This is a genomic window from Streptomyces sp. NPDC025784 (genome assembly GCF_055558435.1).
Genome location: NZ_JBVHMN010000019.1, coordinates 135,317 through 158,914 on the forward strand (window position 1 = coordinate 135,317; position 23,598 = coordinate 158,914).

A 23,598-nucleotide genomic window follows, 5' to 3' on the forward strand; every position below is an offset into this window, starting at 1 on the left:
GATGAGGCCCCCGCCCCGGCAGGCTCGGGGCCATTCGGCGGTCATGGCCGATCCGCTCGACCCTCTCACGTGGTCTGTACACACGGGCTCCCGACATCTTTGCCTCCGCCCTCATCGCCGGCGCGGCGAGCCTCAAGCAGGTCCGGCTGGTTCTCGGCCATACGTCCGCCGTCATCACGCTGCGGATCTGCGCCCACTTGTGGCCGGGTGAAGACGACCGCACCCGGACCGTCATGGACGCCGTTCTCGGCGGCCTGCGGACCGGGTGCGGACAGGTAGGCGATGCGACCCGCGTGAGCGCAGGTCAGACGGCCTAGCCATAGATCAGGCCTTCTTGGTCTCCCAGAAGATCTTGTCGATCTGGGCGATGTAGTCCAGCGCCTTCTGGCCCGTCGCTGGGTCGGTGGACGCCTTGGCGGCCGAGAGGGCCTTCAGGGCGTCGTTGACCAGCTGGTGCAGCTCCGGGTACTTCTCGAAGTGCGGGGGCTTGAAGTAGTCGCTCCAGAGCACCGACACGTGGTGCTTGGCGAGCTCGGCGCGCTGCTCCTTGATGACGGTGGCGCGAGCCTGGAAGTGCGGGTCGTCGTTGCCGGCCATCTTTTCCTGGACGGCCTTCACCGACTCCGCCTCGATGCGGGCCTGGGCCGGGTCGTACACACCGCAGGGCAGGTCGCAGTGTGCGCTGACCTTGACCTTGGGGGCAAACAGGCGGGAGAGCATTGAGCTGTCCTTCCTCGTGATCGTCTTCTCAGGTGGGACATTACTCCGTGGAAGACGGGTTTTCGCGAGTGCCCCCATGGGCTTAGGACAAAAGTCCAGGGTGAAACTGGGACTGGTGGAGGATAGGACCGGGGAGGTGCCGGTGATGCCGGAGCTGTCGCAGGACACCGAGCGTGGGAGGGCCGTCTTGCCGTTCGGTGCGGCCGAGGTGACGGGACCGTCCATGGTGCCCACCCTCCAGCACGGGGACCGGCTCGTCGTGCAATGGGGGGCGCGGGTCAAGGTCGGCGACGTCGTCGTCCTGCGCCATCCGTTCCAGCAGGACCTGCTGGTCGTCAAACGCGCAGCGGAGCGGCGCGAGGGCGGCTGGTGGGTGCTCGGGGACAACGCCTTCGCGGGCGGGGACAGCACCGACTACGGAACCGTCCCCGAGGAACTCGTCCTCGGGAAGGTGTGGTTCCGCTACCGGCCCCTGAAGCGGGGTCAGCGCTCGCCGGTCGCGCTGGCGCGCTGGGCGTTCGGCGCGGCCAGGCCCGTGCTGTCGGACCGGTCCGCCTCCAGGCGCTTGCGGGCCCGGTAGGCCGCGACATTGGCACGGGTCGCGCAGCGGTCCGAGCAGTAGCGCCGCGAGCGGTTGGTCGAGGTGTCCAGGTAGGCGTTGCGGCAGGGTGCTGCCTCGCACAGGCCCAGCCGGTCGACGCCGTACTCGGTGAGGTGGAAGGCGAGCCCCATCGCGGCGATCGCCGCGTAGCCCGCGGTCGCGTTCGACGGGTGGTCCGCCAGGTGCATGTGCCACAGGGGGCGGCCGTCGTCGTCCCGGTGGTCGTGGCCGGAGATCTGGGGGCTCACCGGGAACTCCAGGAGCAGTGAGTTCAGCAGGTCGACGGCGAGGGTCTCGTCGCCGCCGTCCGCCGCCTCGAAGACTCCGCGCAGCCGCGCCCGTACGGAGCGGAAGCGGGTGACGTCCGCGTCCGTGGCACGGCGCGCGGCCGAGGAGTTGCCGCCGAAGAGGTCGCGGACCGCCTCGACCGAGGTCAGCCCGTCCTTGCCCCGGGCCGGCTCCTCGCTGTTGACGAGACGGACGGCGTAATCCGAGTAATAGGCCAGTTCCACTTGTAGTCCTTACGGGCGCGCTCTATCGTCATGTCTGCGGTCGGGTAACAGCTGATCGTGCTTCCAGGGTATTACGAGGTGCGGCGAAGAAGGGGAGTCCATGACCACCACGACCGGAACCACACCGGGAACCGACTGGGCAGCCTGGCAGACGAGCTGGGACCGGCAGCAGGAGTGGTACATGCCGGACCGCGAGGAACGCTTCCGGGTCATGCTCGACATGGTCGAGGCCCTCGTCGGTCCCGAGCCGCGCATCCTGGACCTGGCCTGCGGCACCGGCACCATCACCGCCCGGCTGCTCGCCCGCTTCCCGAAGGCCGTCAGCACCGGAGTCGACCTCGACCCCGCCCTGCTCGCCATCGCCGAGGGCACCTTCGCGGGCGACGACCGGGTCTCCTTCGTCACGGCCGACCTCAAGGACCCGGACTGGGCGTCCCTGCTGCCGTACGACTCGTACGACGCCGTCCTGACCGCGACGGCCCTGCACTGGCTGCACAGCGAACCCCTCGCGGCCCTCTACGGTCGGATCGCGGGACTCGTCCGCGACGGCGGTGTCTTCATGAACGCCGACCACATGATCGACGAGACCACCCCCAGGATCAACGCGGCTGAGCGCGCCCAGCGGCACGCCCGCATGGATCAGGCCAAGAAGGACGGCGCCCTCGACTGGGCCGAATGGTGGGAGCTGGCCGCCGCCGACCCCGTCCTCGCCGGCCCCACCGCCCGGCGCTTCGAGATCTACGGCGAGCACGCCGACGGCGACACCCCCTCCGCCGACTGGCACGCGCGCGTCCTGCGCGAGAAGGGCTTCGGGGAGGCCCGGACGGTCTGGCGCTCCCCCTCGGACGCCCTGGTCCTCGCGGTCAAGTAGCCGCCGCGGTACGTCAGTCAGGAGGCGGTACGGAAAATCCGTACCGCCTCTTCTGCAACCCCCGCAGGAGCCCACCGCACTGGAAGGGTGAGACGGCCCGCGACCGCGGGCCGGGGAAGGGGGCGGGATGACGCGCGGCGAGGAAGCCGCTCTGCACGCCTTCGTGGAGGGCAGACGGACGGCGCTGTTCCGCAGCGCCTATCTGCTGTGCGGAAACCGGGACGAGGCCGAGGACCTCGTCCAGACGACGCTGGTGAAGGTCGTCCTCGGTGCGCGCCGGCACGGCCGCCTCGACAACCTCGAGGCCTATGCGCGCAGAACGCTGGTCAACACCTTCATCTCCGCGCGCCGCCGCTTCTGGCGGCGCGAGCAGGCGTACGGCGACGTGCCGGACGTCGCGGAACTGTCGGTCGACAGCGACACCGGACTGGTGGTGCGGGCCGCCCTCGCGCAGCTCGCGCCCAAGCAGCGCGCCGTACTGGTGCTGCGCTACTGGGAGGACCTGAGCGTGGCCGCCACGGCCCAGCTGCTCGGGATGCGGGAGAGCACGGTCAAGAGCCACACGGCCAGGGGACTCGCGGCGCTGCGGGCCACGGTGCGGGAGGAATACGTATGAACCTTCAGGAGACGGAGACGGAGCGCGTCCGGGAACTGCTCGGGCGGGCGGTGGACGACGTCCGGACGCCGCGCGACCGCGGCAGCGAGGCCGTCTTCGCACAGGCATCCCGGCTGCGGTGGCGGCGCCGGGCGGCGACGACCGGCGTCACCGCGGCGGCCGTGGCGGCGGCACTGGTCCTCGGACCGGGACTGCTCGACGACAAGGGCCGGGAGACGAGCGTGGCCGGCCGGCCCACCGCCGGAGAGCTCACCTCCAAGGCGGGCCGGTTCGCGAAACTGCTGCCCGCCGGGACCGGCAGGATCAGCGAGGTCTCGCTGCTGCGGCTGGTCAAGCAGGTACCGAAAGCCCCGCTGCCCAAGCCCGTCGGACCGTACGACGGGGACTACGCCGTCAGCCGGGACGGCGGGGTCGGCTACATCAGCGTCCACCTGTCCACGGCCAAGGAGATCAAGGCCAAGACGGGCGGCCTGGGGCTCCAGGACCCCTGCAAGGACTCGCCCCGCGACGGCACCGTGGACTGCACCAGCGAGAAGCTCCCGAACGGGAACGTGCTGGGCATCCACCGGACGGGCGCGCCGGATCCCGGCACCTATCCGACCTGGGGCCCGGAGCTCGTCGCGACCCTCCGGCTCGCCGACGGCGGGGTCCTGCACGTGCGCGCCAACGGCGGCTTCCAGGGCAAGGGCCAGCTCGGCCCGCTGCTGAAGACACCGCCGCTGGACCGGGACCAGCTGCGCAAGCTGACGCTGAACCCGAAACTGCTGCCGTAGCCGGGCGGACACGGAGAAGGACGGACACAGCAGGGCGGACACACGGAGAAGGGGCGGTACGGGAGAGTCCCGTACCGCCCCTTCTCGTGCTCGCGGAATCGAACGCCGAGGTCAGAGCACCTTCGACAGGAACGACTTGGTGCGCTCGTGCTGCGGGTCCGTCAGGACGTCACGCGGGTGGCCGGACTCGACCACCACACCGCCGTCCATGAAGACCAGCGAGTCGCCGACCTCACGGGCGAAGCCCATCTCGTGCGTGACGACCACCATCGTCATGCCGGACTCGGCGAGGTCGCGCATGACGTCGAGGACGTCACCGACCAGCTCCGGGTCGAGCGCCGAGGTCGGCTCGTCGAAGAGCATCAGCTTCGGGTCCATCGCCAGCGCGCGGGCGATCGCCACACGCTGCTGCTGTCCGCCGGACAGCTGCGAGGGGTAGTTGCCCGCCTTGTCGGACAGACCCACCCGGTCCAGGAGCTCCATCGCCCGGTGGTGCGAGTCCGACTTCTTGGCGCCCTTCACCTGGACGGGCGCCTCCATGACGTTCTCGACGGCCGTCATGTGCGGGAACAGGTTGAAGCGCTGGAAGACCATGCCGATGTCCCGGCGCTTCAGGGCCACCTCGCTGTCCTTGAGCTCGTACAGCTTGTCGCCCTTCTGGCGGTAGCCGACCAGCTCCCCGTCGACGTACAGGCGACCGGCGTTGATCTTCTCCAGGTGGTTGATGCACCTGAGGAAGGTGGACTTGCCGGACCCGGACGGGCCGATGAGGCAGAACACCTCGCCGGAATTCACCTCCAGGTCGATGCCCTTGAGGACTTCGACCAGGCCGAAGGACTTGTGGACGCCCTCGGCCTTCACCATGGCGGTCATCACACGGCTCCCCTCGGGCTGCCCTTCGAGAACAGGTTCGCCTGGATCTTCTGGAAGACCGTCGGCGGCAGGCTGCGGCTGGAACCGCGGGCGTAGTAGCGCTCCAGGTAGTACTGGAAGACGCTGAACACGCTGGTCATCGCCAGGTACCAGATGGAGGCCACGAAGAGCATCTCCATCACGGCGTAACTGGTGGAACCGATCGCCGACGTCGAACGCAGCAGCTCGTTGTAGGTGACCGCGTACACCAGCGACGAGGTCTTCAGCATGTTGATGAACTCGTTGCCCGTCGGCGGCACGATCACGCGCATGGCCTGCGGGATCACGATCCGGCGCAGCGTCTTGGCGTGGCTCATGCCCAGCGCGTGCGCGGCCTCCGTCTGACCCTCGTCGACGGCCAGCAGGCCGGCGCGGCAGATCTCCGCCATGTACGCGGCCTCGTTCAGGCCGAGGCCCAGCAGGGCGCACATGAACGGGGTCATGACGTCCGTCATCTCGTTCTTGTAGATCGGACCGAGATTGAGGACCGGGAAGATCAGCGCCAGGTTGAACCACAGCAGCAGCTGGACGTAGACCGGGGTGCCGCGGAAGAACCAGATGTACAGCCAGGCGACGCTGCTGGTCACCGGGTTCTTCGAGAGCCGCATCACCGCGAGGAGGATGCCCAGCAGCACACCCACGACCATGGCGAGCACGCTGATCAGCAGCGTCCGGCCCGCGCCCTTGACGACGCTGGACTCGAAGAGCTGGTCGCCGACCGTGTGCCACTGGATGTTGCCCTGCGAGAACGCGTACCCGAGCGCCACCAGGAGCGCGACCACGATGACGGCGCTGGCCCACCGGCCGAAGTGCCGCACGGGGATCGCCTTGATGGCCTCCGGGCCGCCCGCGGGCACCGACGTCTTGGAGAACGTCGGCCCCGAGGGCGGAGTGTCCGCGGGGGACTTGTCGAGATTGTCAGTCACGTGACTGCCCTTCAGTGGTGCGCTCGGCTCACTTGCCGCCGTTGACAGCGGACTGGTCGATCGCGCCCGACTGCGCGCCCCACTTCTCGAGGACCTTCTTGTACGAACCGTCCTTGATGATCGCGTCGACGGCTTCCTTCAGGACGTCGCGCAGCTCGGTGTTCTTCTTGCTGAGGACGATGCCGAACGGGCCGGCGTCGTACTGCTTGTTGATCACCTCGAAGGCGTTGCCGCCGTCCGCCTTGCGGGCCAGGTCGACCGCGACCGGGTAGTCGTTGATGCCGGCCACGGCACCGCCGGACTTCACACGGGTCTGGGCCTCGGTGTCGTTCTCGAACGACTCGATGTCGATGGCCTTCTTGCCCGCGTCCTTGCACTTCTTGGACTGGTCCTGGAGGGCCTTCTCGTACGTGGTGCCCCGCTGGACGGCGGCGGTCCGGCCGCACAGGTCCTCGAGCCCCTGGATGTTCTCCGGGTTGCCCTTCTTCACGTAGATGGCCGTACCGGCGACGAAGTAGTCGACGAAGTCGACGCCCTCGCCGAGCTTCTTGCCCTTGTCGTCCAGGCCCTCCTGGCGCTGCTTGTTGTCCGTGATGGACGACATCGCGATGTCGTAGCGGCCGGAGTTGACGGCCGTGATCAGGCCGTCGAAGGAGCCGGAGGTGAACTCGAACTTCACGCCGAGCTGCTTGCTCAGCGCGTCCGCCAGGTCGGGGTCGACGCCGACGATCTTGCCGCCCTCCGTCGACTCCATGGGGGCGTACTCGGCGTTCGTGCCGACCTTGATGACGCCCGCGTCCTGGATCTTCTTCGGCAGCTTCGAGAACAGCGGAGCGCTGTTCGACTTGGCGGTCTCCGAGGAGCTGCCGCCCTTGTCGGTCTGGTCACCGCAGCCGGTGAGAATCAGGGCGCCAGCGACCGCGATCGCACCGACCGCTGCTATCCGGGACTTCGCGGTCGTACGACGGGTGGAGCTTGCGGTCATGGTGGGTTCCTCCGGCGGATGAGGGAGTAGCCGATAGGTCGACGAGAACACACACCTTCGGGTGTCGCGACCTCGTGTGATGACCGCATCTTGCCATTCGGACCGCGAGATTCAGGGAGCTCGCTATGTCAAAATCGGATAACGGGTGACCCCCGAACCGCTACCGACCGGTACATGGATGCCGGATCTTGTGCGGGAATCTTTCATTCCGGCCGGAAGATCTTCGGTGTATCTCGCGATGCGAGCGACCGTTACTCCGCGCTCGCGACAACATGAGTGCATGTCCGGACTTGTCAATGCATCTGGCCATGAGTCATGTCACCGTCGTGTGACCTTCACGTTATGGACTCGTCGGCGGCACTGTCGGTCGGGTAAGAAGGTTCTTTACACCCCTCATCCGGGGCTCAGGGCGCGTGTGCGGCGCGCCCGTCGCGCACGGCCCGTACGCAATCACGGCGGCAGGGTCTGCGCGGTGCCCGCCCACCCCTCAACCAGGAGTGGTCACCCTCAACCCATGAAGATTTAAGGGGTAAAACAAAGTGGCAGCGGAGATCGTCAATCCTCGCAGCGACAGCAATACGGATCAGGACGGAGGGGCCGAGCCCCTCGATTCCTTCGATCCCGCATTCGCGCTGCACCGCGGCGGCAAGATGGCCGTGCAGGCCACCGTGCCCGTCCGTGACAAGGACGACCTGTCCCTGGCGTACACGCCCGGCGTCGCGAAAGTGTGCAGCGCGATCGCCGAGCAGCCCGAACTCGTCCATGACTACACCTGGAAGTCGTCCGTCGTCGCCGTGGTGACGGACGGGACGGCTGTCCTCGGTCTCGGGGACATCGGTCCCGAGGCATCCCTCCCGGTCATGGAGGGCAAGGCGATTCTTTTCAAGCAGTTCGGCGGCGTGGACGCCGTCCCGATCGCGCTCGACTGCACGGGCGTCGACGAGATCGTCGAGACCGTGGCCCGGCTCGCGCCCTCCTTCGGCGGAGTCAACCTCGAGGACATCTCGGCACCGCGGTGCTTCGAGATCGAGCGGAAGCTCCAGGAGCGGCTCGACATTCCCGTCTTCCACGACGACCAGCACGGGACCGCGGTGGTCACCCTCGCGGCCCTGCGGAACGCCGCGAAGCTGACCGGGCGCTCGCTCGGCGACCTGCGCGCGGTGATCTCCGGCGCCGGTGCGGCCGGGGTCGCGATCGCCAAGTTCCTGCTGGAGGCGGGGCTCGGCGACGTCGCGGTCGCGGACCGCAAGGGTGTCGTGTCGCGTGACCGGGACGACCTGACGGACGTCAAGCGCGAGCTGGCGGAGATCACCAACAAGGCCGGGATCACCGGGTCGCTGGAGTCCGCCCTGGCGGGCGCCGACGTCTTCATCGGCGTCTCCGGCGGTACGGTGCCGGAGCCGGCGGTGGCCTCGATGGCCGAGGGCGCGTTCGTCTTCGCCATGGCCAACCCGAATCCCGAGGTCCACCCCGACATCGCCCACAAGTACGCGGCCGTCGTCGCGACCGGGCGGTCGGACTTCCCGAACCAGATCAACAACGTGCTGGCCTTCCCCGGCATCTTCGCCGGAGCGCTCCAGGTGCGGGCGTCCCGGATCACCGAGGGCATGAAGATCGCGGCGGCCGACGCGCTGGCCGCGGTCGTCGGGGACGACCTCTCCGCCGACTACGTGATCCCTTCGCCGTTCGACGAGCGGGTCGCTCCGGCGGTCACCGCGGCGGTCGCCGCGGCCGCGCGGGCCGAGGGTGTGGCTCGACGCTGACGGGACGCGTCGCCGCTGACGCGGTGCGCGCGCTGTGGCCCCGCCGGGTTGTCCCGGCGGGGCCCTTTCCTTTCCCGGGGTCGGTGGGGTGCCTTCCCCGGGGTCGATCGGTTCGGTGCCTTTCCCGGGGGGTCGGTCGGACCGGAGCCTTGCCCGCCGGGCGGTCTGTTCAGTTGGGTTCTTCGCCCGGGGGTTGGCCCGGGCGGGTGGTGTTTCGCCCCCTCCGCCCCTGCCCGTCCCGTCCCCGGGGTTCCGCCCCGGACCCCGCTCCTCGAACGCCGGAGGGGCTGAACCTTGCCTCCTCCTCAAACGCCGGAGGGGCCGATTTCAGCCTGTCCGGCGATCGAGGACGAGGCCGTCCAGGCCATCGGGGGGCTGGGGGCGGAGCCCCCAGGGACACGGGACGGGCCGGGGCGGAGGGGGCGAGAGACGCTCGGAGGCGTGCCGCCGGGCATGGCGGGACCTGTGTCACACCGGGACATGGTTCCGTGCGGCGGGGGCGGAGCCTATCGTCAAGGTCATGTTCGCTGCCTATGCCGCCCGAATCGACCGTGACCAGCCGCTGAGCGGCCTGGAGTTGGGGGAGCGCCCGGCCCCGGAGAAGAGGCCGGGCTGGACCACCGTGAACGTGCGGGCCGCCTCGCTGAACCACCACGACCTGTGGTCCCTGCGCGGGGTCGGCCTGGCCGAGGACAAGCTGCCGATGATCCTCGGCTGCGACGCCGCCGGAGTCGACGAGGACGGCAACGAGGTCGTGCTGCACTCCGTCATCGGCCAGAGCGGACACGGGGTCGGCCCCGACGAGCCCCGTTCCATCCTCACCGAGCGCTACCAGGGCACGTTCGCCGAGCAGGTCTCGGTCCCGACGTGGAACGTCCTTCGCAAGCCCAAGGAGTTGTCCTTCGAGGAGGCCGCCTGTCTGCCGACCGCCTGGCTGACGGCGTACCGCATGCTGTTCACCAACGCCGGGGTGCGGCCCGGCGACTCCGTGCTCGTGCAGGGCGCGGGTGGCGGCGTGGCCACCGCCGCGATCGTGCTCGGGAAGGCCGCGGGGCTGCGGATGTTCGCCACCAGCCGGGACGAGGGCAAGCGGAAGCGGGCCGTCGAGCTGGGAGCCGTCGAGGCCTTCGAGTCCGGCGCGCGGCTGCCGCAGCGCGTGGACGCCGTCATCGAGACGGTCGGCGCGGCCACCTGGTCGCACTCGGTGAAGTCGCTGCGCCCCGGCGGCAGCCTGGTCATCTCGGGCGCCACCAGTGGCGACCGGCCGTCCCACGCCGAGCTGACGCGCATCTTCTTCCTCGAACTCAAGGTCGTCGGTTCCACGATGGGCACCAAGGACGAGCTGGAGGACCTGCTGTCCTTCTGTGCCGCGACCGGTGTGCGTCCCGTCATCGACGAGGTGTTTCCGCTCGACCGTGCCCGCGAGGGGTTCGAACGCCTGGAGTCGGGCGACCAGTTCGGGAAGATCGTGCTGACGAACGGCTGACGTTTTCTCCTCCCTCGAGCTTCCTTCACGGCCGGTCCGGGTTCCCGGGCCGGCCGTCGGCATGTGTCAACCATGGTTGACATGAGCGGGCGCGTCAACGTAAGTTGACATCATGACCGAAGCAACGGATCTTGCCGAGCGCGCGGGTGATCGCGATCCGCGGATCGGGCTGCGGGCCGTCTCCGCGCTGCGGAGGCTGCTGGAGCAGCTGGAGGCGGTACAGGTGCGCAGTGCGCGCAATCAGGGCTGGTCCTGGCAGGAGATCGCCGCGGAACTCGGAGTGAGCAGGCAGGCCGTGCACAAGAAGTACGGGAGGCAGTGATGTTCGAGCGGTTCACGAAGGATGCGCGCGCCGTCGTCGAGGGGGCGGTGCTGCACTCCGAGCGGACGGGCGCCGACACCGTGGCGGAGGAGCACATGCTGCTCGCGCTCCTCGACCGGGAGGGCAGCCGGGGCTCCTTCGCCCTGACCGCGCTCGGTCTCGCCGACCGCCGGGACTCGGTCGAGCACGACCTCGCCGAGGCGCACCGTCGCGGAGGCCTGTCCCGTGCCGACACCGAGGCCCTCTCCGGGCTGGGTATCGACGTGTCGGAGATCGTCTCCCGGGTCGAGGAGGCGCACGGGGAAGGCGCGTTGGGGCCGGGGTCCGGAGCGGGCGCGAAGCCCGGGGGCGGGCGGCGGACGCGGCGGCGGCCCTTCGCGCCGGAGGCCAAGGGGGTGCTGACGCAGTCCCTGAGGATGGCCCATGCCCGCCGGGACCGGCACATTGGTGACGAGCACCTGCTCCTGGCGCTGACCGTGCGAGGCGGTGTCGCCACGGAGGTGCTCGCCGACCACGGGGTGACGTACGAGTCGGTGACACGGGTGCTGTACGGCGACGGGGGCGCCGCCGAGGCGGGGTGAGTCCCGGGGTCGACGGCCCTGCCCGCCCCGGTGTCGGTGGCCCTGCCCGCGGGGGTCGGCGGTCCGCGATGCCGGGGTCCGGGGCAGGGCGCCGGCCCCGAGGTCAGCGCTCGCCGGAAGCGAGCGGCCCCCGCAACGCCGCACCGATGTGGGCAGCCGCCGTCGACAGGTGGCGGCGGGCCTCCCGCAGTTGCTCCTCCGTGACCCCGTGGTCGCGGGAGGCGTCGCGGATGTCGTCGCGGAAGCGGTCCAGCAGGCGGTCGAGGTCGCGGGCGGGGTTGCCGGTGGACTCCTCGTGGGCCCAGGACGGTTCGTAGTCGGCGGGGAAGTCCTTCGGGGTGTCCGTGTACTCCGGATCCGTGGGCGCCCCGGACGGGGTGCGGCCGAAGCCGAAGTCCTTGCCGAAGTTCTTGCCGAACTCGCCGAACTCCTTGGCCAGTTCACTCAGGCCCTCGCGAACGCCCGTGGGCCAGTCGCCCCGGACGAAATGATCCTGGACCTGCTCCTGGACCCGCTTGGCCATGCGCTGCATCTCCTCCTGCGCCTGGGCGCGGGCCCTCTCCTGGGCCTCCTTGGCCTGGCGACGGGCGCGCTGGGCCTCGTCGCGGGCGCGGCGGCTCTCGTCCTTGGCGCGGCGGGCCTGTTCCTTCCACTCCTGGCGGACGCGCCGCATCTCCTCCTTCGCGGCCCGCCACGACTCCTTGTCCTGGAAGTCGCCGATGCCGCCGAAGTCGCCCGTGGAGCCGTCGCGCTCCTTCGCCCCGCCGCCCTTCGGGCCCCGCCTGGCCTCCGTGGCCGCCGCCCGCATCTCGCGGCGCAGGTCGCCCGCGGCGCCGCGGACGTCGGCACGGATCTCCGCCGCCAGCTCCGCCACCGACTCACGGATCTCCAGCTCCAGATCGGCCAGTTCACCGCTGCGGTCGGCCAGCTCGGCGCGGCCGGCGTCCGTGATCGCGTACACCTTGCGGCCGCCCTCGGTGGTGTGGGTGACCAGCCCCTCCGCCTCCAGCTTTGCCAGCCGCGGGTACACGGTGCCGGCCGACGGCGCGTACAGCCCCTGGAAGCGCTCCTCCAGGAGCCGGATCACCTCGTACCCATGGCGCGGGGCCTCGTCCAGCAGCTTGAGGAGGTAGAGGCGCAGACGGCCGTGGGCGAAGACGGGAGGCATGTCAGAGCACCTTCTTGTCGGTCGATGCGTCCTTGTCGGCAGTCGAGGCGTCGGTCGATGCGTCGGACGGGGTGGTGCCGGCCGTCGGAGCGGCGTGATCGGCTGCGGTGTCGTCGATGGCCGTGTCGTCGGCCGCGGTGCCGTCGGCCGGGCCGCCGGTCCCGGCGGCTCCGCCGGCCGGGGTCTGGGCCACGGTGTCGGCGGGGGCCTCGACCGGGGTGTCGTCGAGCGTCTCCGGACCGTCGTCGTACGGATCGTCCTCCGCCGGTGGCCTGCGCAACAGCGCGATGGAGCCGGAGGCCGTGATCGCCTTCAGCCTGCCATTGCCCGCGCCGAGCCTGCCGGTGATCTTCTTGGCGCCCCACTGTCCGCTGACCCTGAGGTCCTCGAAGGCGTTGGAGACGGTGCCGCTCGCGGTGTTCGCCTCCACCTCGGCGTCCGCCGGATGCGGGAGGCGGATGGCGATCTCGCCCGAGACGTTCGTCAGCTGGACGTTCGTCGGGGTGCCCGTGGGGTCGAGATCCACGATCATCGAGCCGCTCACCGAGTCGGCTCGCACGGAGGCCCCGGAGCCCTCGACCACGGTCAGGTCGCCGGAGACGGAATTGAAGCGGAGGTCGCCCGTGACGGCCTGCGCCTCCAGATTCCCGGACACCGTGTCCACGCGCACGGGCCCGGCGACGCGGACGAGCGTCGTGTCACCGGTGACGCCCTTCACCTCGACGCGCCCGTCCATCCCGGAGACCACGGCGGCCGCGCCCACCACCCCGACCTCGACCCGGGTGTCGCTGGGGACGGCGAGCGAGACCACCACGTCACGCCGCCACCCCTGGCGGTCGAGCCACTTGAGGAAGCCCTTCCAGGGAAGGTCCTCGTACGCCACGGTGAGGGTGCCGTCCTGCTGGGTCACCCGGATCGGCGGGCCCTCCAGGTCGGAGACCTCCAGACGGGCGGAACCCTCGTCGGTGCCCACGACGTTCACCGTTCCGTTGACGATGCGCACGTGCAGTGCCGTCACCGGGTCGTCGAAGGAGAGCTTCTGCGGCTCTGCGACGGACCACTCGGACATGGTGCAGACCTCCTCGACCGGGCCGGACCCCCCACGTGAGCCCGAACGCGACGCGCCATATCGCGTCTTCTGTCATTCACGATATATCGCGGATCACGAAAGTCAAGACACCCGTTCTGGGGATCAAGTGCAGTTTGAAGGAGGCAAATCGTCCTAAAGTGTGACCATGTCGACTGCGTCCGGTGAGCCCTCGGCCCAAGGTCCCGGTGCCCTGCTCCTGTGCCGTGCGCACCCCGCGGCCGTCGGTCCCGCCGCCCGGCTGCTGCACGAGCGGATGCTGCTCGCCGGAGCCGGACCCGGGTGGAGCGTGCTCGTGCCGGAGGGCGGTCCCTGGCGGCACGGCACCGAACCCGTCGACCGGGTTCTCACCGCGTGGGCCGCGGCCCTGGCCGTCAGCACCCCCTGGCCCGTACTGGCCCTGTGGTGGGACGCCGACCGCAGCGGCTGCACCCTGGCCTCGGGTTTCCGCCGCCCCGTCGGCTACGAATGGCTGGCGGACGGCACCCCGGCCGGCGAGGACGAGGCGATGCGCACCTTCGCCGCCCGGCTCGGCCTGGACCCGGTGCTCGACATGCAGGACTTGGAGCACCTGACGAAGCCCGACCCCGGTGCCGACGGGCACGCGCGCGTGCGGGCGCTCCTCGCCGTCCTCGCACGCACGGGAATGGTGGTCCCCGCCGGGCTCGGTCCCGGGGTGCCCGTGGACCGGCTCCGTGAGGTGGCCCGCATCCTGCCCGGTGCGGAGCGGACGGATCGGGACCGGCGGAGCGCGGCCGTGCGCGCGGAACCCGGCACGGCGGAGGACGGAGTCCCGGGGCCCTGGCTCCGCGGCACGAGGGCACGCGTCCTGGCCTCCGCCGAAGTCGGCGCCGGCCTCCCGCTCACCGTCTGGGGCGTGCGGCGGCGAAGCGCCGGGTGGATCGCCGCGGGAGCGCTCCTGACGATCCACGGCGCTCTCGGCCTGGCCTACGACCGGCTGCGCGCCTTCGACTGACGCGGCAGAAGGACCCGGCGCAGGCGCTGCGGCCGGGACCGCAGGCCCGCGCGCAGGCGCTGCGGCAGCGGGTTCTCCGGGGGCGCACGGAGCGGCTTCGGGACCTGTCACGGTGCGCTGCGCGATCTCGTCATGGCGGCCACGGTGCGCATCCGTCGCGCGGGCTCCGGGTATGCCCCCGGTCGAACCCGGCACGTTCCTCGGAAGCGGCTTCTTCATGGCTCCGAATCGGGTTCCTACCCGCGCCTGCGGATCCGCGGGACGGTTCCGGTGCTGTGCCGCCAGGGGGCTTCACGACGACGCCAGGGGGCTTCACGACGAGAGGAGAGGCACGTGTCGCACACGTCGTGCGGAGCGGCCGCGGGGCGTGTGGTCACGGGGTCGGCCGGACGCCGTGTGCGGGGATTTCCACCGGTGGGAAGGCCGGTCGGTGACCGTATGGGCTCACGGCATCGCCCTGTTCTACGACGACCCGTACCGGCCGCTGCCCGATACCGGACACCTGCCGGAGGGCCGGGAGCAACACCTGATTGCCGTGCCGATCGCCCGGTACGGTCCGGCTGACGGCAACAGCCTTGCAGGAAAGGGATGTCGAGTCTCCTTCGCTGCGGCCCTGCGCTCACAGGTGCCGTCACGCGTGGTCCGACACTCCGACGAAGGGAGGAGGAGACGAGTGCGGCCCCCTGCGCTCACAGGGGGCCGCGTGCGTAGCCCAACAGCTCCACCGATCAGGGAGAGAACCATGGGTTGCATACCCGATGCTACGAGTGACCCGGAAGACACGGCGACGTGTCCTGTTCACGGGGGTCCGACAGCCACCGCGCCCTCGTCCCACGCCCGGCGAGACCTCCGGGCGAAGCGACGGAGCGAGGAACGAAGCGGTCTGCGGTCCTTGGGCCGCACCGCCGGTCACGGCCTGGTCCAGGGACTGACGTCCGCGCTCGGCGCGGCCGTGGTCACCGGGCTCGTCTGGTGGACTCGGCGGTGAAAGGCAGGCCCGCCGTCCCTTCGGGCGGCGGGCCCCATTCCCTCGGGCGGCACCGCAGGCGGGGCCGCGGGCGTCGTGTCCGGCACCGCTGCCCCGGCCCGGGTCGGGGGCCCGGGGAACCTCCGGGCTACTCCTCGTCGTCCTCGTCGTCCAGGCGTGCCAGCCAGGTCGCCAGCCGCTCCACGGGCACCTCGAAGTCCGGGTTGAGGTCGACGAACGTGCGCAGCTGCTCGGCGAGCCACTCGAAGGTGACCTCTTCCTCGCCGCGTCGCTTCTCAAGTTCCTCGATGCCACGGTCGGTGAAGTACATGGATGGTGCTCCGTCGGTGAAGTGAAGTGCAACGCTGGGAAAAGGATAGGTGGGGCGGGCGGTGCGCGGAGGTCCTCTGTCGTGGGCGCTCCCCTGCGGCTAGCCTGCAAGGTCGGCGGTACCACGGGGGCGTGGGGGAACGGGGGATGCCATGGGTGACGCAGTGACCCGGATCGCACGGATCGAGTTGCCGGACGGGACACCGGTGTGGGCGCGGATCTCGGGGGCGGAGGAACTGGAGCTCCCCTCGGGCGAGCTGTCGTTCACGGACACCGGGTTCGGTGAACGGATCGAGGCGCAGGTCGAGAGCCTCCAGTCGGTGATCACGGGCGTCGCGCGTTCGCTGGCCGCGCCGCTGCGTGCCGTGCGGCCGGACGAGGTCAGCGTGGAGTTCGGGATCGAGCTGACGGCGAAGGCCGGCAAGGTCGTCGGCCTGCTCGCCGACGGGGAGGCCAAGGCCGGGCTCACGGTGACGCTCACATGGAACGGCGGCCCGCCGGACCTCGACGGCACCGCCGGCGACACACGCGCCGCCGCTGCCGACGCGAACGCCCGGGCGGACGGGACGGCCGGCCCGCACGCGGGCGCGTCCCCCGGCGCCCCGGCGCACGGCGGCGCCGGTGACTCCTCCGCCGGGGGCGGGGCATGACGGACGGGCACGCCCCGGGCGCACCGGGCGGCCCCGGGAACGCTCACCGTGCGCTGCGTGATCTCGTCATGGCGGCCACGGTGCGCATCCATCGCGCGGGCTCCGGGTATGCCCTGGACGAACCCGGCACGTTCCTCGGGAGCGGCTTCTTCCTCGCTCCGAACTGGGTTCTGACCTGCGCGCACGTGGCTCGGAGCGGCGAGGGGGGCGAGGTGACGGTGGTCTACGAGACAGGGCCGGGCCGCGGTACGTCCGCCGTGGCGGGCGAGGTCGCCGCGGCCCTCCCGGAGCACGCCGAGCGTCCCGTCCGGGGCACGTGGCCGGCCCCGGACCTCGCGCTCGTGCGGCTGCGCGAGCCCGTGGACCACGACTGCGCCTATGTCACCGAGCGGCCCGCCGCGTACTACGAGGAGGCGGTCGTCCTCTACTCGGGCTGGTCCGTGGTCGGCGGCGAGCTGCGCCGGCTCAGCGGGACGTGCAAGGTCCAGGGGACCCTCGGCGGCTGGTCGGACGACGAGCAGATCCGGCTGGGCGGCGACGTGCTGCCGCCCGGCGTCTCCGGCGGGCCGGTCGTCGATCTCGCGCGCGGGGAGGTCGTCGGCGTCCTGAAGTCCCAGGCGGACCGCGGCCTCGGCGGCACCTGCACGGGAGTGGAGCAGTTACGGTCCCTGCCCGTTCCGGCGGACGAGGTGCTGGCCGAGCACGACGACGTCTATCAGGCCGTCTTCCACGCCCACGACCGCTACCACCGCGACCGGCAGCGGCACCCCGACACCGCCCGCAGCACCTGGGCCGACGTGCAGAACGAGCTCGGTGCGCGGCCCGGACGGGCGCTCAGCCCGGAGGAGCGCACCCAGCTGCTCGGCCGGCTGGCCGACCTGCCGCCCCCGGTCAGCACCCACTCCCTGCTCGGTCTGCTCGAATCGCTCCTCGGCGGCCGGGCCGCGATCCCGCATCCGGCGCCGCGCGGCTGGCGCGACGCCCTGGGGGCGCTGTACGAGAGCTCGCGTCAGGACGGAGCCCTGGAACTCGTCCTCGACTACGCGATGCGGGCCATGTCCGCCGAGCGTCCCTTCGTCACCCCGGGCACCCAGGCCGCCGAGCGGGCGCTGTGGGAGTGGGTGCGGCAGATCGCGGAGGGCCGCCCGGGTCCGGCGTACCGGCGGCGTCTGAGCCAGCAGTGGATCGAGCGGCTCCAGGTGCCCCGGCACGACCCGTCCCCGGCCGATGCACGGACGGCGCGCGCGGCGGCGCATGCGGCCGATCGCGCGCCCCGCATGTTCGTCCTGCTCGAACTGGAGCAGCTCGGCTGGGAGCCCGGCCGCTGCGACTGGCACGTCTCGGTGGGCCATCCGACCGGTGAGGTGGTGCGCCTGCGTGACGGTGAGCGGGCCCCGCTGGAGGATCTGCCCGGTGTCCTCGCCCAGCCGCTCGCGGAGGCGTTCCGCCAGTGCGACGAACCGGGGCGGCCCGCGGACCTCCAGGTCGCGCTGCCCCATCTGCTCCTCGGTCTCGACGTCGACGCCTGGGAGCTCGGGCCGGACCAGCCTCCGCTGGGCGCCCACCGGCCCGTCGTCGTGCGCTGCGCCGACCGCGAACAACTGCCCGGCGGGGACGCCCTCTTCACGGCCGACGGGAAGCAATTCGCCCCGGACGACGAGCAGGACGAGCGGGAGGCCAGATGGCGCTGGATCCATGCCTACGGCGCACGGGCCGAAGTCCTCGACTGCGAGGACGGGTTGCGGGTACCCGTGCCGCCGGGAGAGTGGCTGCGCGGGCTGCCGCACAGGACGATCCCGGTGCTGTGCCGCTACGGAGACCACCGCTTCGACGGCGACCCCGTGGCGCTCGTGCGGATCGTGCACGGCGGGTACGGAGTCGCGCTGTGGCGGCGCTGGCGGGGCCAACCCGACGCAGTGTGCGGGGAGTTCCACCGAAAGGCCGGGGACACCGTGGCCGGTGCGGGCAGCGCGGACCGGCTCCCCGAGCTGGTGCACGCGCTGCGTGCCGGACTGCGGGCGGGCAAGCCGGAGACCTTCTGGGCCGACGGAATCGCCCTGTTCTACGACGATCCGCGCCGGCCTCTGCCGGGGGCCGGGGACCTGTTGGAGGCGCCGTGACCGCGACCGCCGGAGAAACCGGGGGAGGGCCGTACCGAGTCACCGTCAGGAGCCCCTTCCGGGCCCTTACGGCGGTAACCGAGGGTCGATACGGTGAAGCACGATCGACGGCTGCCGTGGGGGGTCGAGTGACGACGAGGGCTGGGCAATGACCGAATCCAGTGAGTGGCTCATCTACCGAGGCGCCGGCGAGCCCCATGACGGCCTGGCCCGTCTCCCCGCACCGCCTCCGTGGCGGGACTTCGCGAGCCGGGACACGGCCGGGAGCGACGGCGACGGCTCCGAGGACCGCAGGCTCGGTGCGCACCGGCACCTGGCCGAACTGCACCGGCCCGGCGCCGAGGAACTCGAAATGATCAACGCGGCGCTCTACCTGCGCCGCCCGCTGCTGGTCACCGGCAGCCCCGGGGCGGGCAAGAGCACGCTCGCGCACTCGGTGGCGTACGAACTGGGTCTGGGCAACGTGCTGCGCTGGCCGATCGTCAGCCGGTCCAGCCTCCAGGACGGGCTGTACCACTACGACGCGATCGCCCGGCTCCAGGACGTCCAGATCGCCGCACCGCTGGGCAGCGATCCGGCCACTCCCGGGGCGCCCGGCTCCGTCGAGGGCATCGGCAGCTACATCCGCCTCGGCCCGCTCGGCACCGCGCTGCTGCCCTCCGACACCCCGCGGGTGCTGCTCATCGACGAGCTCGACAAGAGCGACATCGACCTGCCCAACGATCTTCTGAACGTGCTGGAGGAGGGCGAGTTCGCCATCCCCGAGCTGGAGCGCGTCGCCGACCGGCTGCCCGGCGGCGAGGCCGAGGTGCTCACCGCGGACGGCACCAAGGCGAAGGTGCGCGACGGCCGGGTGCGCTGCCACGCCTTCCCCTTCGTAGTGCTCACCAGCAATGGCGAGCGCGATTTCCCCGCCCCGCTGATGCGCCGCTGCATCCACCTCGAACTGGGCCGGCCCGACCACAAGCGGCTCGCCACCTTCGTACGCGCGCACCTGGGCGACGAGGCGGCGCGGGCCGGGGACGACCTCATCACCCACTTCCTGGAGCGCTCGCGCAGTGAACTCGTCGCGGCCGACCAGTTGTTGAACGCCATCTACCTCACCGACGCGGCCGCACCGCCCAGTCGTGACCGGCTCGCGGATCTCCTCATCCAGCGACTCGACCGTCCGAGGTGAAGCGCTGATGCCTGATGCCGCGGCGCGCCACGGGCCCGAGCCCGCCGTACCTGCCGTACCCCCCGGACCCGACGGTCCGTCCGGGCCCGCCGGCCCGTCCGGTTCCGGCGGACCCGCGACGGGCTCCGGCGGCGATCCGATCGCCGAACTGGTGGCCAGGATGCGGCAGATCGGCCTCGACCCGGACGCCGGACAGCTCTGCGACACGCTGTGGCTCGCCCGCTGGGCGCGTCCCACCGACGCCGCCGAACCACCGGCGGGCGAAGGCGCGCCCACCGGTACGACGTCGGGGGCGGGGCGCGACCCCGTGCCGGAACGCGCGGACCCGCGCGACGCCGTCCCGCCCGTGCCGGACGACCGGCCCGCGCCGGCGCCGCAGGACGAGAGCGCGGACCGGCGCGTCGCGCTCTACCCGGTGCCGCGGGACGGCGCGCCCCGGGGGTACGGACAGGGCAGGGTGACGGTGCTCCCGGTCGGGGTCCCGGCGGCCCCCGCGTTCCCCTCCCCGCTCGAACTCCAGCGCGCATTACGCCCCTTGCAGGGGTACCGCACCGCGGCACCGCCCCTGCGCACGGTCCTCGACGAGACGGCGACGGCGGAGCTGAGCGCGCGGGCCGGCGGACTGGTGCTGCCGGTGTTCCGCGGCGTCACCCGGGCCGACGCCGCGCTCCAGCTGGTGATGGACGCCTCCTCGTCGATGCGTGTCTGGGACCGGATGTTCGCCGAACTGGAGCAGGTCTTCGGCCAGTTGGGCGCCTTCTGGGACATAGAGGTCAGTCATCTGCATCAGGGGCCGGACGGTGAGCCCGCCGTCAGCCGCAGCGCCGAGCCCGGCGCGGCCCCCCTGCACTCCGCCGACCGGCTCAGCGACCCCACCGGCCGCCGGATCACCCTCCTGGTCAGTGACTGCGCGGGCCCCCTGTGGCACAGCGGGCACGCCCACCGGCTGCTGCACCACCTGTCCCGGCTGGGCCCCGCCGCCGTGCTCCAGCCGCTGCCGCAGCGCATGTGGAACCGCACCCGGCTGCCCGTCTCGTACGGGGACCTGACGCGCGGCGAGGCCCTCGCCGGCGCGGCGACGCTCAGAGTCCGGCTGCCGGCCGGCAGCCCGCCCGAGGCCCGCGCAGGGGCGCTCCCCGTGCCCGTCCTGCCGCCCGAGCCCGCCGCGCTCGGCGCCTGGGCCCGCCTGCTGTCCGGGGCGGGCGCGGGACCCGTGGCCGGAGCCGTCGGCTGGGTGCGCCACGACCATCCGCCGGCCCGTGCCGCCCGCCCAGGCCGCCGGCTGTCCGCCCTCGAACTGGTCAGCCGGTTCCGCTCGAACGCCTCGAAGGCGGCCGGACGCCTCGCCGGCTATCTGGCCGCGGCGCCGCTCAGCCTGCCGGTGATGCAGCTGGTGCAGCGGACCATGCTGCCCGACTCCGGACCGTCCGAGCTGGCGGAGGTGCTGCTCAGCGGCCTGGTGTCGCGCGCCAAGGCCGAGGAGCACGGCGCGGACGGCACCCAGTGGTACGAGTTCGCGCCCGGCGTGCAGGAGGCGCTGCTGTCGCCGCTGGGCCGCGACGAGGCCATGCTGGTGCTCAAACACTGCTCGGAGTACATCGAGTACCGCTTCGGCAAGGGCGGTCCGAACTTCCCGGCCCTCGCGCTGGCGCAGCTCGGCGACGGCGGCTCCGGGCGGCCCTACGCGCCGGGCACCGGATATCCGGGCGGCCACGGGGACAACGGCGACAACGGCGGCGCCACGCTGGTCCCGCAGCCCTTCGCGGAGGTCGCCGCCCGGGTCCTGGAGCGGTTCATGCCGCTGCCCGAGCAGTTCGCGCTGTACGGCGGCCGGGGGCGCGCGGACCTGACCGACGAGAGGCCCACGCACACGGCGGTGATCCGGGCCCGCACGCTCGTCGAGCAGTTCGACACGGACGGGATGGTGCAGGACCTCATCGACGCGGTGCAGTTCCTGCGCGGCGCCACCGAGCACGAACGGCCCGCCGGCGCCGACCCGGAGCTGTGGGCCGAGTACGCCAACTGCCTGCTGCGGCTGTGGGAGGTGCAGGGCGGCGCCGAGCTGCTGCGCGAGGCGGAGACCGCCGCCGAGCGGGCCGTCGCGCACCCGCGGGCCCTGCGCGAACGGGCGGTACTGGCACGGGTGCTGCACGCCGCCGCCACCGACCGCAGGCGGCGCGGCGACCGGCGCGGCGCGCTCGACCTGCTGCGCCGCGCCGACCGCGAGTACGCGGTGGCCTGCGCGGCACCCGGTCTGGACGCCGCGGAGGCACTGCGGCTCACCCTGGAGCGGGTGCGGGCGCTGGAGGCCCAGTGGCGCCTCGGCGGCGACAGCGCGTTGCTCCAGGGCGCGGTCGGGATGCTGGAGGCGTTCGCGGACGCCTGGCCCGACCGGCGCCACCGGCCGCCCGAACTCCCGCTGGCACACGGCCGTGTGCTGCTGCACCTGTCGCGGGCCACGCCCGACCACGAACAGGCCAGGCTGTACGCGGAACAGGGCGCACGCTCCCTGCGGGCCGCCCTGGAAACGGAGCCCGAAGGTGACCGGCCGGCCGGGGCCGAGACCCCGCGCGAACGCGTCCGCGTCCTCCTCGACCTGGTCGACGCGCTCCTGAAGTCGGGTGGCGCGCTCGACGACGCGCAGGCCCATGTCGACGAGGCGCTGGGCCTGACCCGTGAACAGGGGCTGCGCGCACAACTGGCCGTCCGCGCCGGGCGCATCAAGGTCGCGCGCTACGGCGAGTCGGGCGACCCGCGTGAACTCCAGGACGCCGCGGAGCGGTTCGAGCACGCTGCGCGCGGCGTGCCCCGGGACGCCCCCGCGCACGCGGACGTGCTCGCCGAATGGGGCGAGGCGCTGCTGCGCCGTGCCGTGCTGGACGACAGCGACGGCACCCGGGAGACGCTCTCCCGGGCCATCCGGGTGCTGCGGGACTGCCGGACCGAGACCCCGGCGGGCAGCGCGGAACTGGCACACCGCCTGCTGCTCCTGGGCCGTGCCCTGATGTTGCGCTACCGCGTCCGCGGCGACCGGGTGGACCTGAGGGAGGCCGAGCACCTCTTCGGGCTCGCGGCCCTGGAGGCCGGCGAACCGCTGACGGCCGCGCGCTGCTGGCTGGAGCTCGGGCAGGCACAGTTCGAGGCGTACCAGAGCCTCGGCCGGCCGGCGCGGCTCGACGAGGCCGTCGACGCCTTCCGCGCGGCGGCGGAGTCGGCGCGTGAGGCCGAGGAGGACGCGGAGACGGACCGGCGGCGCCAGGAGGCCGTGGAGCTGGGTGCGCAGGCGCACCACTGGCGGGGTATGTCCTACGAGGCGGCGGCGCGTCCGCGTGCCGCGCGCGAGGCCTACCGCGCCGCCAGGAGCGAGTGGTCCCGGCTGCCGGACGGCGCCGTGCGCACGGGCGAGCCGACGGCCCGGCAGACGGCTCAGCGACTGGCCGAGCTGGAGTGAGGGAGCGCGTACCGGCGGCCGCCGGGGCGAGTGAGGATGAGGGGGAGGACATGGGTGCACGGGACGAAGCACTGGATTCCGACGTCGCCGCGGAGCGGCTGCCCGGCCTGGGGGACCTGCCGGCTCCGGAGGAACTGCCGGACCTGCTGGAGCTGGACCTCGCCGATCTCAGGACGATCCAGCACCCGGTGCTGGCCGAGGTGCTGACGGAGCTGAGGGACCGGGCCGGGCAGCCGAGCGAGATGCTGTGGGGGTTCAACAACGCGTTCTGATGGGCGAGCGAGGTCGGCGAGCCGAGCGAAAAGCGGTCAATCTTCTCTCATTAAGCGTCAGTTCCGGTCGGCGCTGCGGTTGAACCGGACAAGTTCCAACGTGCCGCGTTTGTGTCGGGCCCCTGCCAGGGAATGGCGCCCCGTACGGACCGCCGGGGGATGGCGCTCCGTACGGGCAGGGGCCCGTGGCACGGACCGTACGGTCGAAGCCGCGGGCCGGACAGCATGGGGGTGCCGGAGTGTCTGACGAGGTGACCTCCGTGATCCCGACGACACCCGCCACCCCTCCGGCCCCTGCCACGCCTGCGCCCCGCACGGGGGCTCCGGGCCTC

The 23,598-nt window shown here is 72.0% G+C and carries 22 protein-coding genes and 1 pseudogene; 15 read left to right on the forward strand and 8 right to left on the reverse strand.

The window, feature by feature from the left end; all coding sequences use genetic code 11:
* Positions 1 to 98 precede the first annotated feature (98 nt).
* Positions 99 to 317 (forward strand): annotated as a pseudogene (locus ACZ4IF_RS34340) (tyrosine-type recombinase/integrase); the annotation flags it as partial.
* A gap of 7 nt (positions 318 to 324) precedes the next feature.
* Here the strand turns inward: ACZ4IF_RS34340 and sodN are convergent.
* Positions 325 to 720 carry a superoxide dismutase, Ni gene (sodN, locus tag ACZ4IF_RS34345; protein WP_023546844.1) on the reverse strand — a complete coding sequence of 132 codons (396 nt, stop codon included), beginning with the start codon at positions 718 to 720 and terminating at the stop codon, positions 325 to 327.
* Between the two features lie 145 nt (positions 721 to 865).
* Here sodN and sodX point away from each other — a divergent pair, with 145 nt between their 5' ends.
* Positions 866 to 1,300, forward strand: coding sequence for a nickel-type superoxide dismutase maturation protease (gene sodX, locus ACZ4IF_RS34350; protein ID WP_467570144.1), 435 nt, complete (start codon positions 866 to 868; stop codon positions 1,298 to 1,300).
* Here sodX and ACZ4IF_RS34355 read toward each other — a convergent pair.
* Positions 1,204 to 1,833, reverse strand: coding sequence for a CGNR zinc finger domain-containing protein (locus tag ACZ4IF_RS34355; protein WP_467569990.1), 630 nt, complete (start codon positions 1,831 to 1,833; stop codon positions 1,204 to 1,206). The two genes, sodX and ACZ4IF_RS34355, sit on opposite strands and share 97 nt — an antisense overlap.
* A gap of 100 nt (positions 1,834 to 1,933) precedes the next feature.
* Here ACZ4IF_RS34355 and ACZ4IF_RS34360 point away from each other — a divergent pair, with 100 nt between their 5' ends.
* The 3 genes from ACZ4IF_RS34360 to ACZ4IF_RS34370 all read left to right on the forward strand — a co-directional run bounded on the left by ACZ4IF_RS34360 (position 1,934) and on the right by ACZ4IF_RS34370 (position 4,093).
* On the forward strand, positions 1,934 to 2,704 hold the full coding sequence (locus ACZ4IF_RS34360) for a class I SAM-dependent methyltransferase (RefSeq protein WP_467569993.1): 771 nt from the start codon (positions 1,934 to 1,936) through the stop codon (positions 2,702 to 2,704).
* A gap of 127 nt (positions 2,705 to 2,831) precedes the next feature.
* Positions 2,832 to 3,320, forward strand: coding sequence for a SigE family RNA polymerase sigma factor (locus ACZ4IF_RS34365; RefSeq protein WP_467569997.1), 489 nt, complete (start codon positions 2,832 to 2,834; stop codon positions 3,318 to 3,320).
* A complete protein-coding gene (locus tag ACZ4IF_RS34370; RefSeq protein WP_467569999.1) occupies positions 3,317 to 4,093 on the forward strand; it encodes a hypothetical protein in 777 nt (258 codons plus the stop codon). The genes ACZ4IF_RS34365 and ACZ4IF_RS34370 overlap by 4 nt, the downstream gene beginning before the upstream one ends.
* A 111-nt stretch (positions 4,094 to 4,204) precedes the next feature.
* Here the strand turns inward: ACZ4IF_RS34370 and ACZ4IF_RS34375 are convergent, their stop codons facing one another.
* Genes ACZ4IF_RS34375 through ACZ4IF_RS34385 form a run of 3 tightly spaced genes read right to left on the reverse strand, consistent with a single transcriptional unit; the run spans position 4,205 to position 6,916 of the window.
* Positions 4,205 to 4,966 (reverse strand): amino acid ABC transporter ATP-binding protein, encoded by a 762-nt coding sequence (locus ACZ4IF_RS34375; protein WP_345650536.1) that lies wholly within the window; start codon positions 4,964 to 4,966, stop codon positions 4,205 to 4,207.
* The gene (locus ACZ4IF_RS34380) at positions 4,966 to 5,931 is read right to left on the reverse strand and encodes an amino acid ABC transporter permease (protein ID WP_359489698.1); all 966 of its coding nucleotides are present in this window, start codon (positions 5,929 to 5,931) and stop codon (positions 4,966 to 4,968) included. The genes ACZ4IF_RS34375 and ACZ4IF_RS34380 overlap by 1 nt, the downstream gene beginning before the upstream one ends.
* 28 nt (positions 5,932 to 5,959) lie before the next feature.
* Positions 5,960 to 6,916 (reverse strand): ABC transporter substrate-binding protein, encoded by a 957-nt coding sequence (locus tag ACZ4IF_RS34385; protein ID WP_467570002.1) that lies wholly within the window; start codon positions 6,914 to 6,916, stop codon positions 5,960 to 5,962.
* A gap of 539 nt (positions 6,917 to 7,455) precedes the next feature.
* On the opposite strand from ACZ4IF_RS34385, the gene ACZ4IF_RS34390 reads away from it, so the two are divergent.
* The 4 genes from ACZ4IF_RS34390 to ACZ4IF_RS34405 all read left to right on the forward strand — a co-directional run bounded on the left by ACZ4IF_RS34390 (position 7,456) and on the right by ACZ4IF_RS34405 (position 11,068).
* A complete protein-coding gene (locus tag ACZ4IF_RS34390; protein ID WP_359489701.1) occupies positions 7,456 to 8,679 on the forward strand; it encodes an NAD(P)-dependent malic enzyme in 1,224 nt (407 codons plus the stop codon).
* Positions 8,680 to 9,199: 520 nt separating this feature from the next.
* Complete coding sequence (locus tag ACZ4IF_RS34395) at positions 9,200 to 10,165, forward strand: zinc-binding dehydrogenase (RefSeq protein WP_467570006.1); 966 nt, start codon at positions 9,200 to 9,202, stop codon at positions 10,163 to 10,165.
* Between the two features lie 112 nt (positions 10,166 to 10,277).
* The gene (locus ACZ4IF_RS34400) at positions 10,278 to 10,487 is read left to right on the forward strand and encodes a helix-turn-helix domain-containing protein (protein WP_010984411.1); all 210 of its coding nucleotides are present in this window, start codon (positions 10,278 to 10,280) and stop codon (positions 10,485 to 10,487) included.
* Positions 10,487 to 11,068: a Clp protease N-terminal domain-containing protein gene (locus ACZ4IF_RS34405; RefSeq protein ID WP_467570009.1), complete on the forward strand. Its 582-nt coding sequence runs from the start codon at positions 10,487 to 10,489 to the stop codon at positions 11,066 to 11,068. The genes ACZ4IF_RS34400 and ACZ4IF_RS34405 overlap by 1 nt, the downstream gene beginning before the upstream one ends.
* 103 nt (positions 11,069 to 11,171) lie before the next feature.
* Here ACZ4IF_RS34405 and ACZ4IF_RS34410 read toward each other — a convergent pair whose 3' ends face one another.
* Both ACZ4IF_RS34410 and ACZ4IF_RS34415 read right to left on the reverse strand, forming a co-directional pair.
* The gene (locus tag ACZ4IF_RS34410; RefSeq protein WP_467570012.1) at positions 11,172 to 12,236 is read right to left on the reverse strand and encodes a PadR family transcriptional regulator; all 1,065 of its coding nucleotides are present in this window, start codon (positions 12,234 to 12,236) and stop codon (positions 11,172 to 11,174) included.
* A 1-nt stretch (position 12,237) separates the two neighbouring features.
* The gene (locus ACZ4IF_RS34415) at positions 12,238 to 13,305 is read right to left on the reverse strand and encodes a DUF4097 family beta strand repeat-containing protein (RefSeq protein WP_467570015.1); all 1,068 of its coding nucleotides are present in this window, start codon (positions 13,303 to 13,305) and stop codon (positions 12,238 to 12,240) included.
* A 166-nt stretch (positions 13,306 to 13,471) separates the two neighbouring features.
* Here ACZ4IF_RS34415 and ACZ4IF_RS34420 point away from each other — a divergent pair, with 166 nt between their 5' ends.
* Complete coding sequence (locus ACZ4IF_RS34420; RefSeq protein ID WP_467570018.1) at positions 13,472 to 14,299, forward strand: hypothetical protein; 828 nt, start codon at positions 13,472 to 13,474, stop codon at positions 14,297 to 14,299.
* A 1,115-nt stretch (positions 14,300 to 15,414) separates the two neighbouring features.
* Here the strand turns inward: ACZ4IF_RS34420 and ACZ4IF_RS34425 are convergent.
* A complete protein-coding gene (locus ACZ4IF_RS34425) occupies positions 15,415 to 15,597 on the reverse strand; it encodes a DUF6104 family protein (RefSeq protein WP_005312030.1) in 183 nt (60 codons plus the stop codon).
* 151 nt (positions 15,598 to 15,748) lie between these two features.
* On the opposite strand from ACZ4IF_RS34425, the gene ACZ4IF_RS34430 reads away from it, so the two are divergent.
* The 5 genes from ACZ4IF_RS34430 to fxsA all read left to right on the forward strand — a co-directional run bounded on the left by ACZ4IF_RS34430 (position 15,749) and on the right by fxsA (position 23,266).
* Positions 15,749 to 16,246 (forward strand): CU044_2847 family protein, encoded by a 498-nt coding sequence (locus ACZ4IF_RS34430; RefSeq protein ID WP_467570021.1) that lies wholly within the window; start codon positions 15,749 to 15,751, stop codon positions 16,244 to 16,246.
* Positions 16,243 to 18,366 carry a VMAP-C domain-containing protein gene (locus tag ACZ4IF_RS34435; protein WP_467570024.1) on the forward strand — a complete coding sequence of 708 codons (2,124 nt, stop codon included), beginning with the start codon at positions 16,243 to 16,245 and terminating at the stop codon, positions 18,364 to 18,366. The genes ACZ4IF_RS34430 and ACZ4IF_RS34435 overlap by 4 nt, the downstream gene beginning before the upstream one ends.
* A 148-nt stretch (positions 18,367 to 18,514) precedes the next feature.
* Positions 18,515 to 19,543 carry an AAA family ATPase gene (locus ACZ4IF_RS34440; protein ID WP_467570028.1) on the forward strand — a complete coding sequence of 343 codons (1,029 nt, stop codon included), beginning with the start codon at positions 18,515 to 18,517 and terminating at the stop codon, positions 19,541 to 19,543.
* A 7-nt stretch (positions 19,544 to 19,550) separates the two neighbouring features.
* Positions 19,551 to 22,994 (forward strand): SAV_2336 N-terminal domain-related protein, encoded by a 3,444-nt coding sequence (locus tag ACZ4IF_RS34445; protein WP_467570030.1) that lies wholly within the window; start codon positions 19,551 to 19,553, stop codon positions 22,992 to 22,994.
* 50 nt (positions 22,995 to 23,044) lie between these two features.
* Entirely contained in the window at positions 23,045 to 23,266 is a 222-nt protein-coding gene (fxsA, locus tag ACZ4IF_RS34450) for an FxSxx-COOH cyclophane-containing RiPP peptide (RefSeq protein ID WP_467570032.1), read from the forward strand.
* The last annotated feature ends 332 nt before the right edge of the window (positions 23,267 to 23,598 follow it).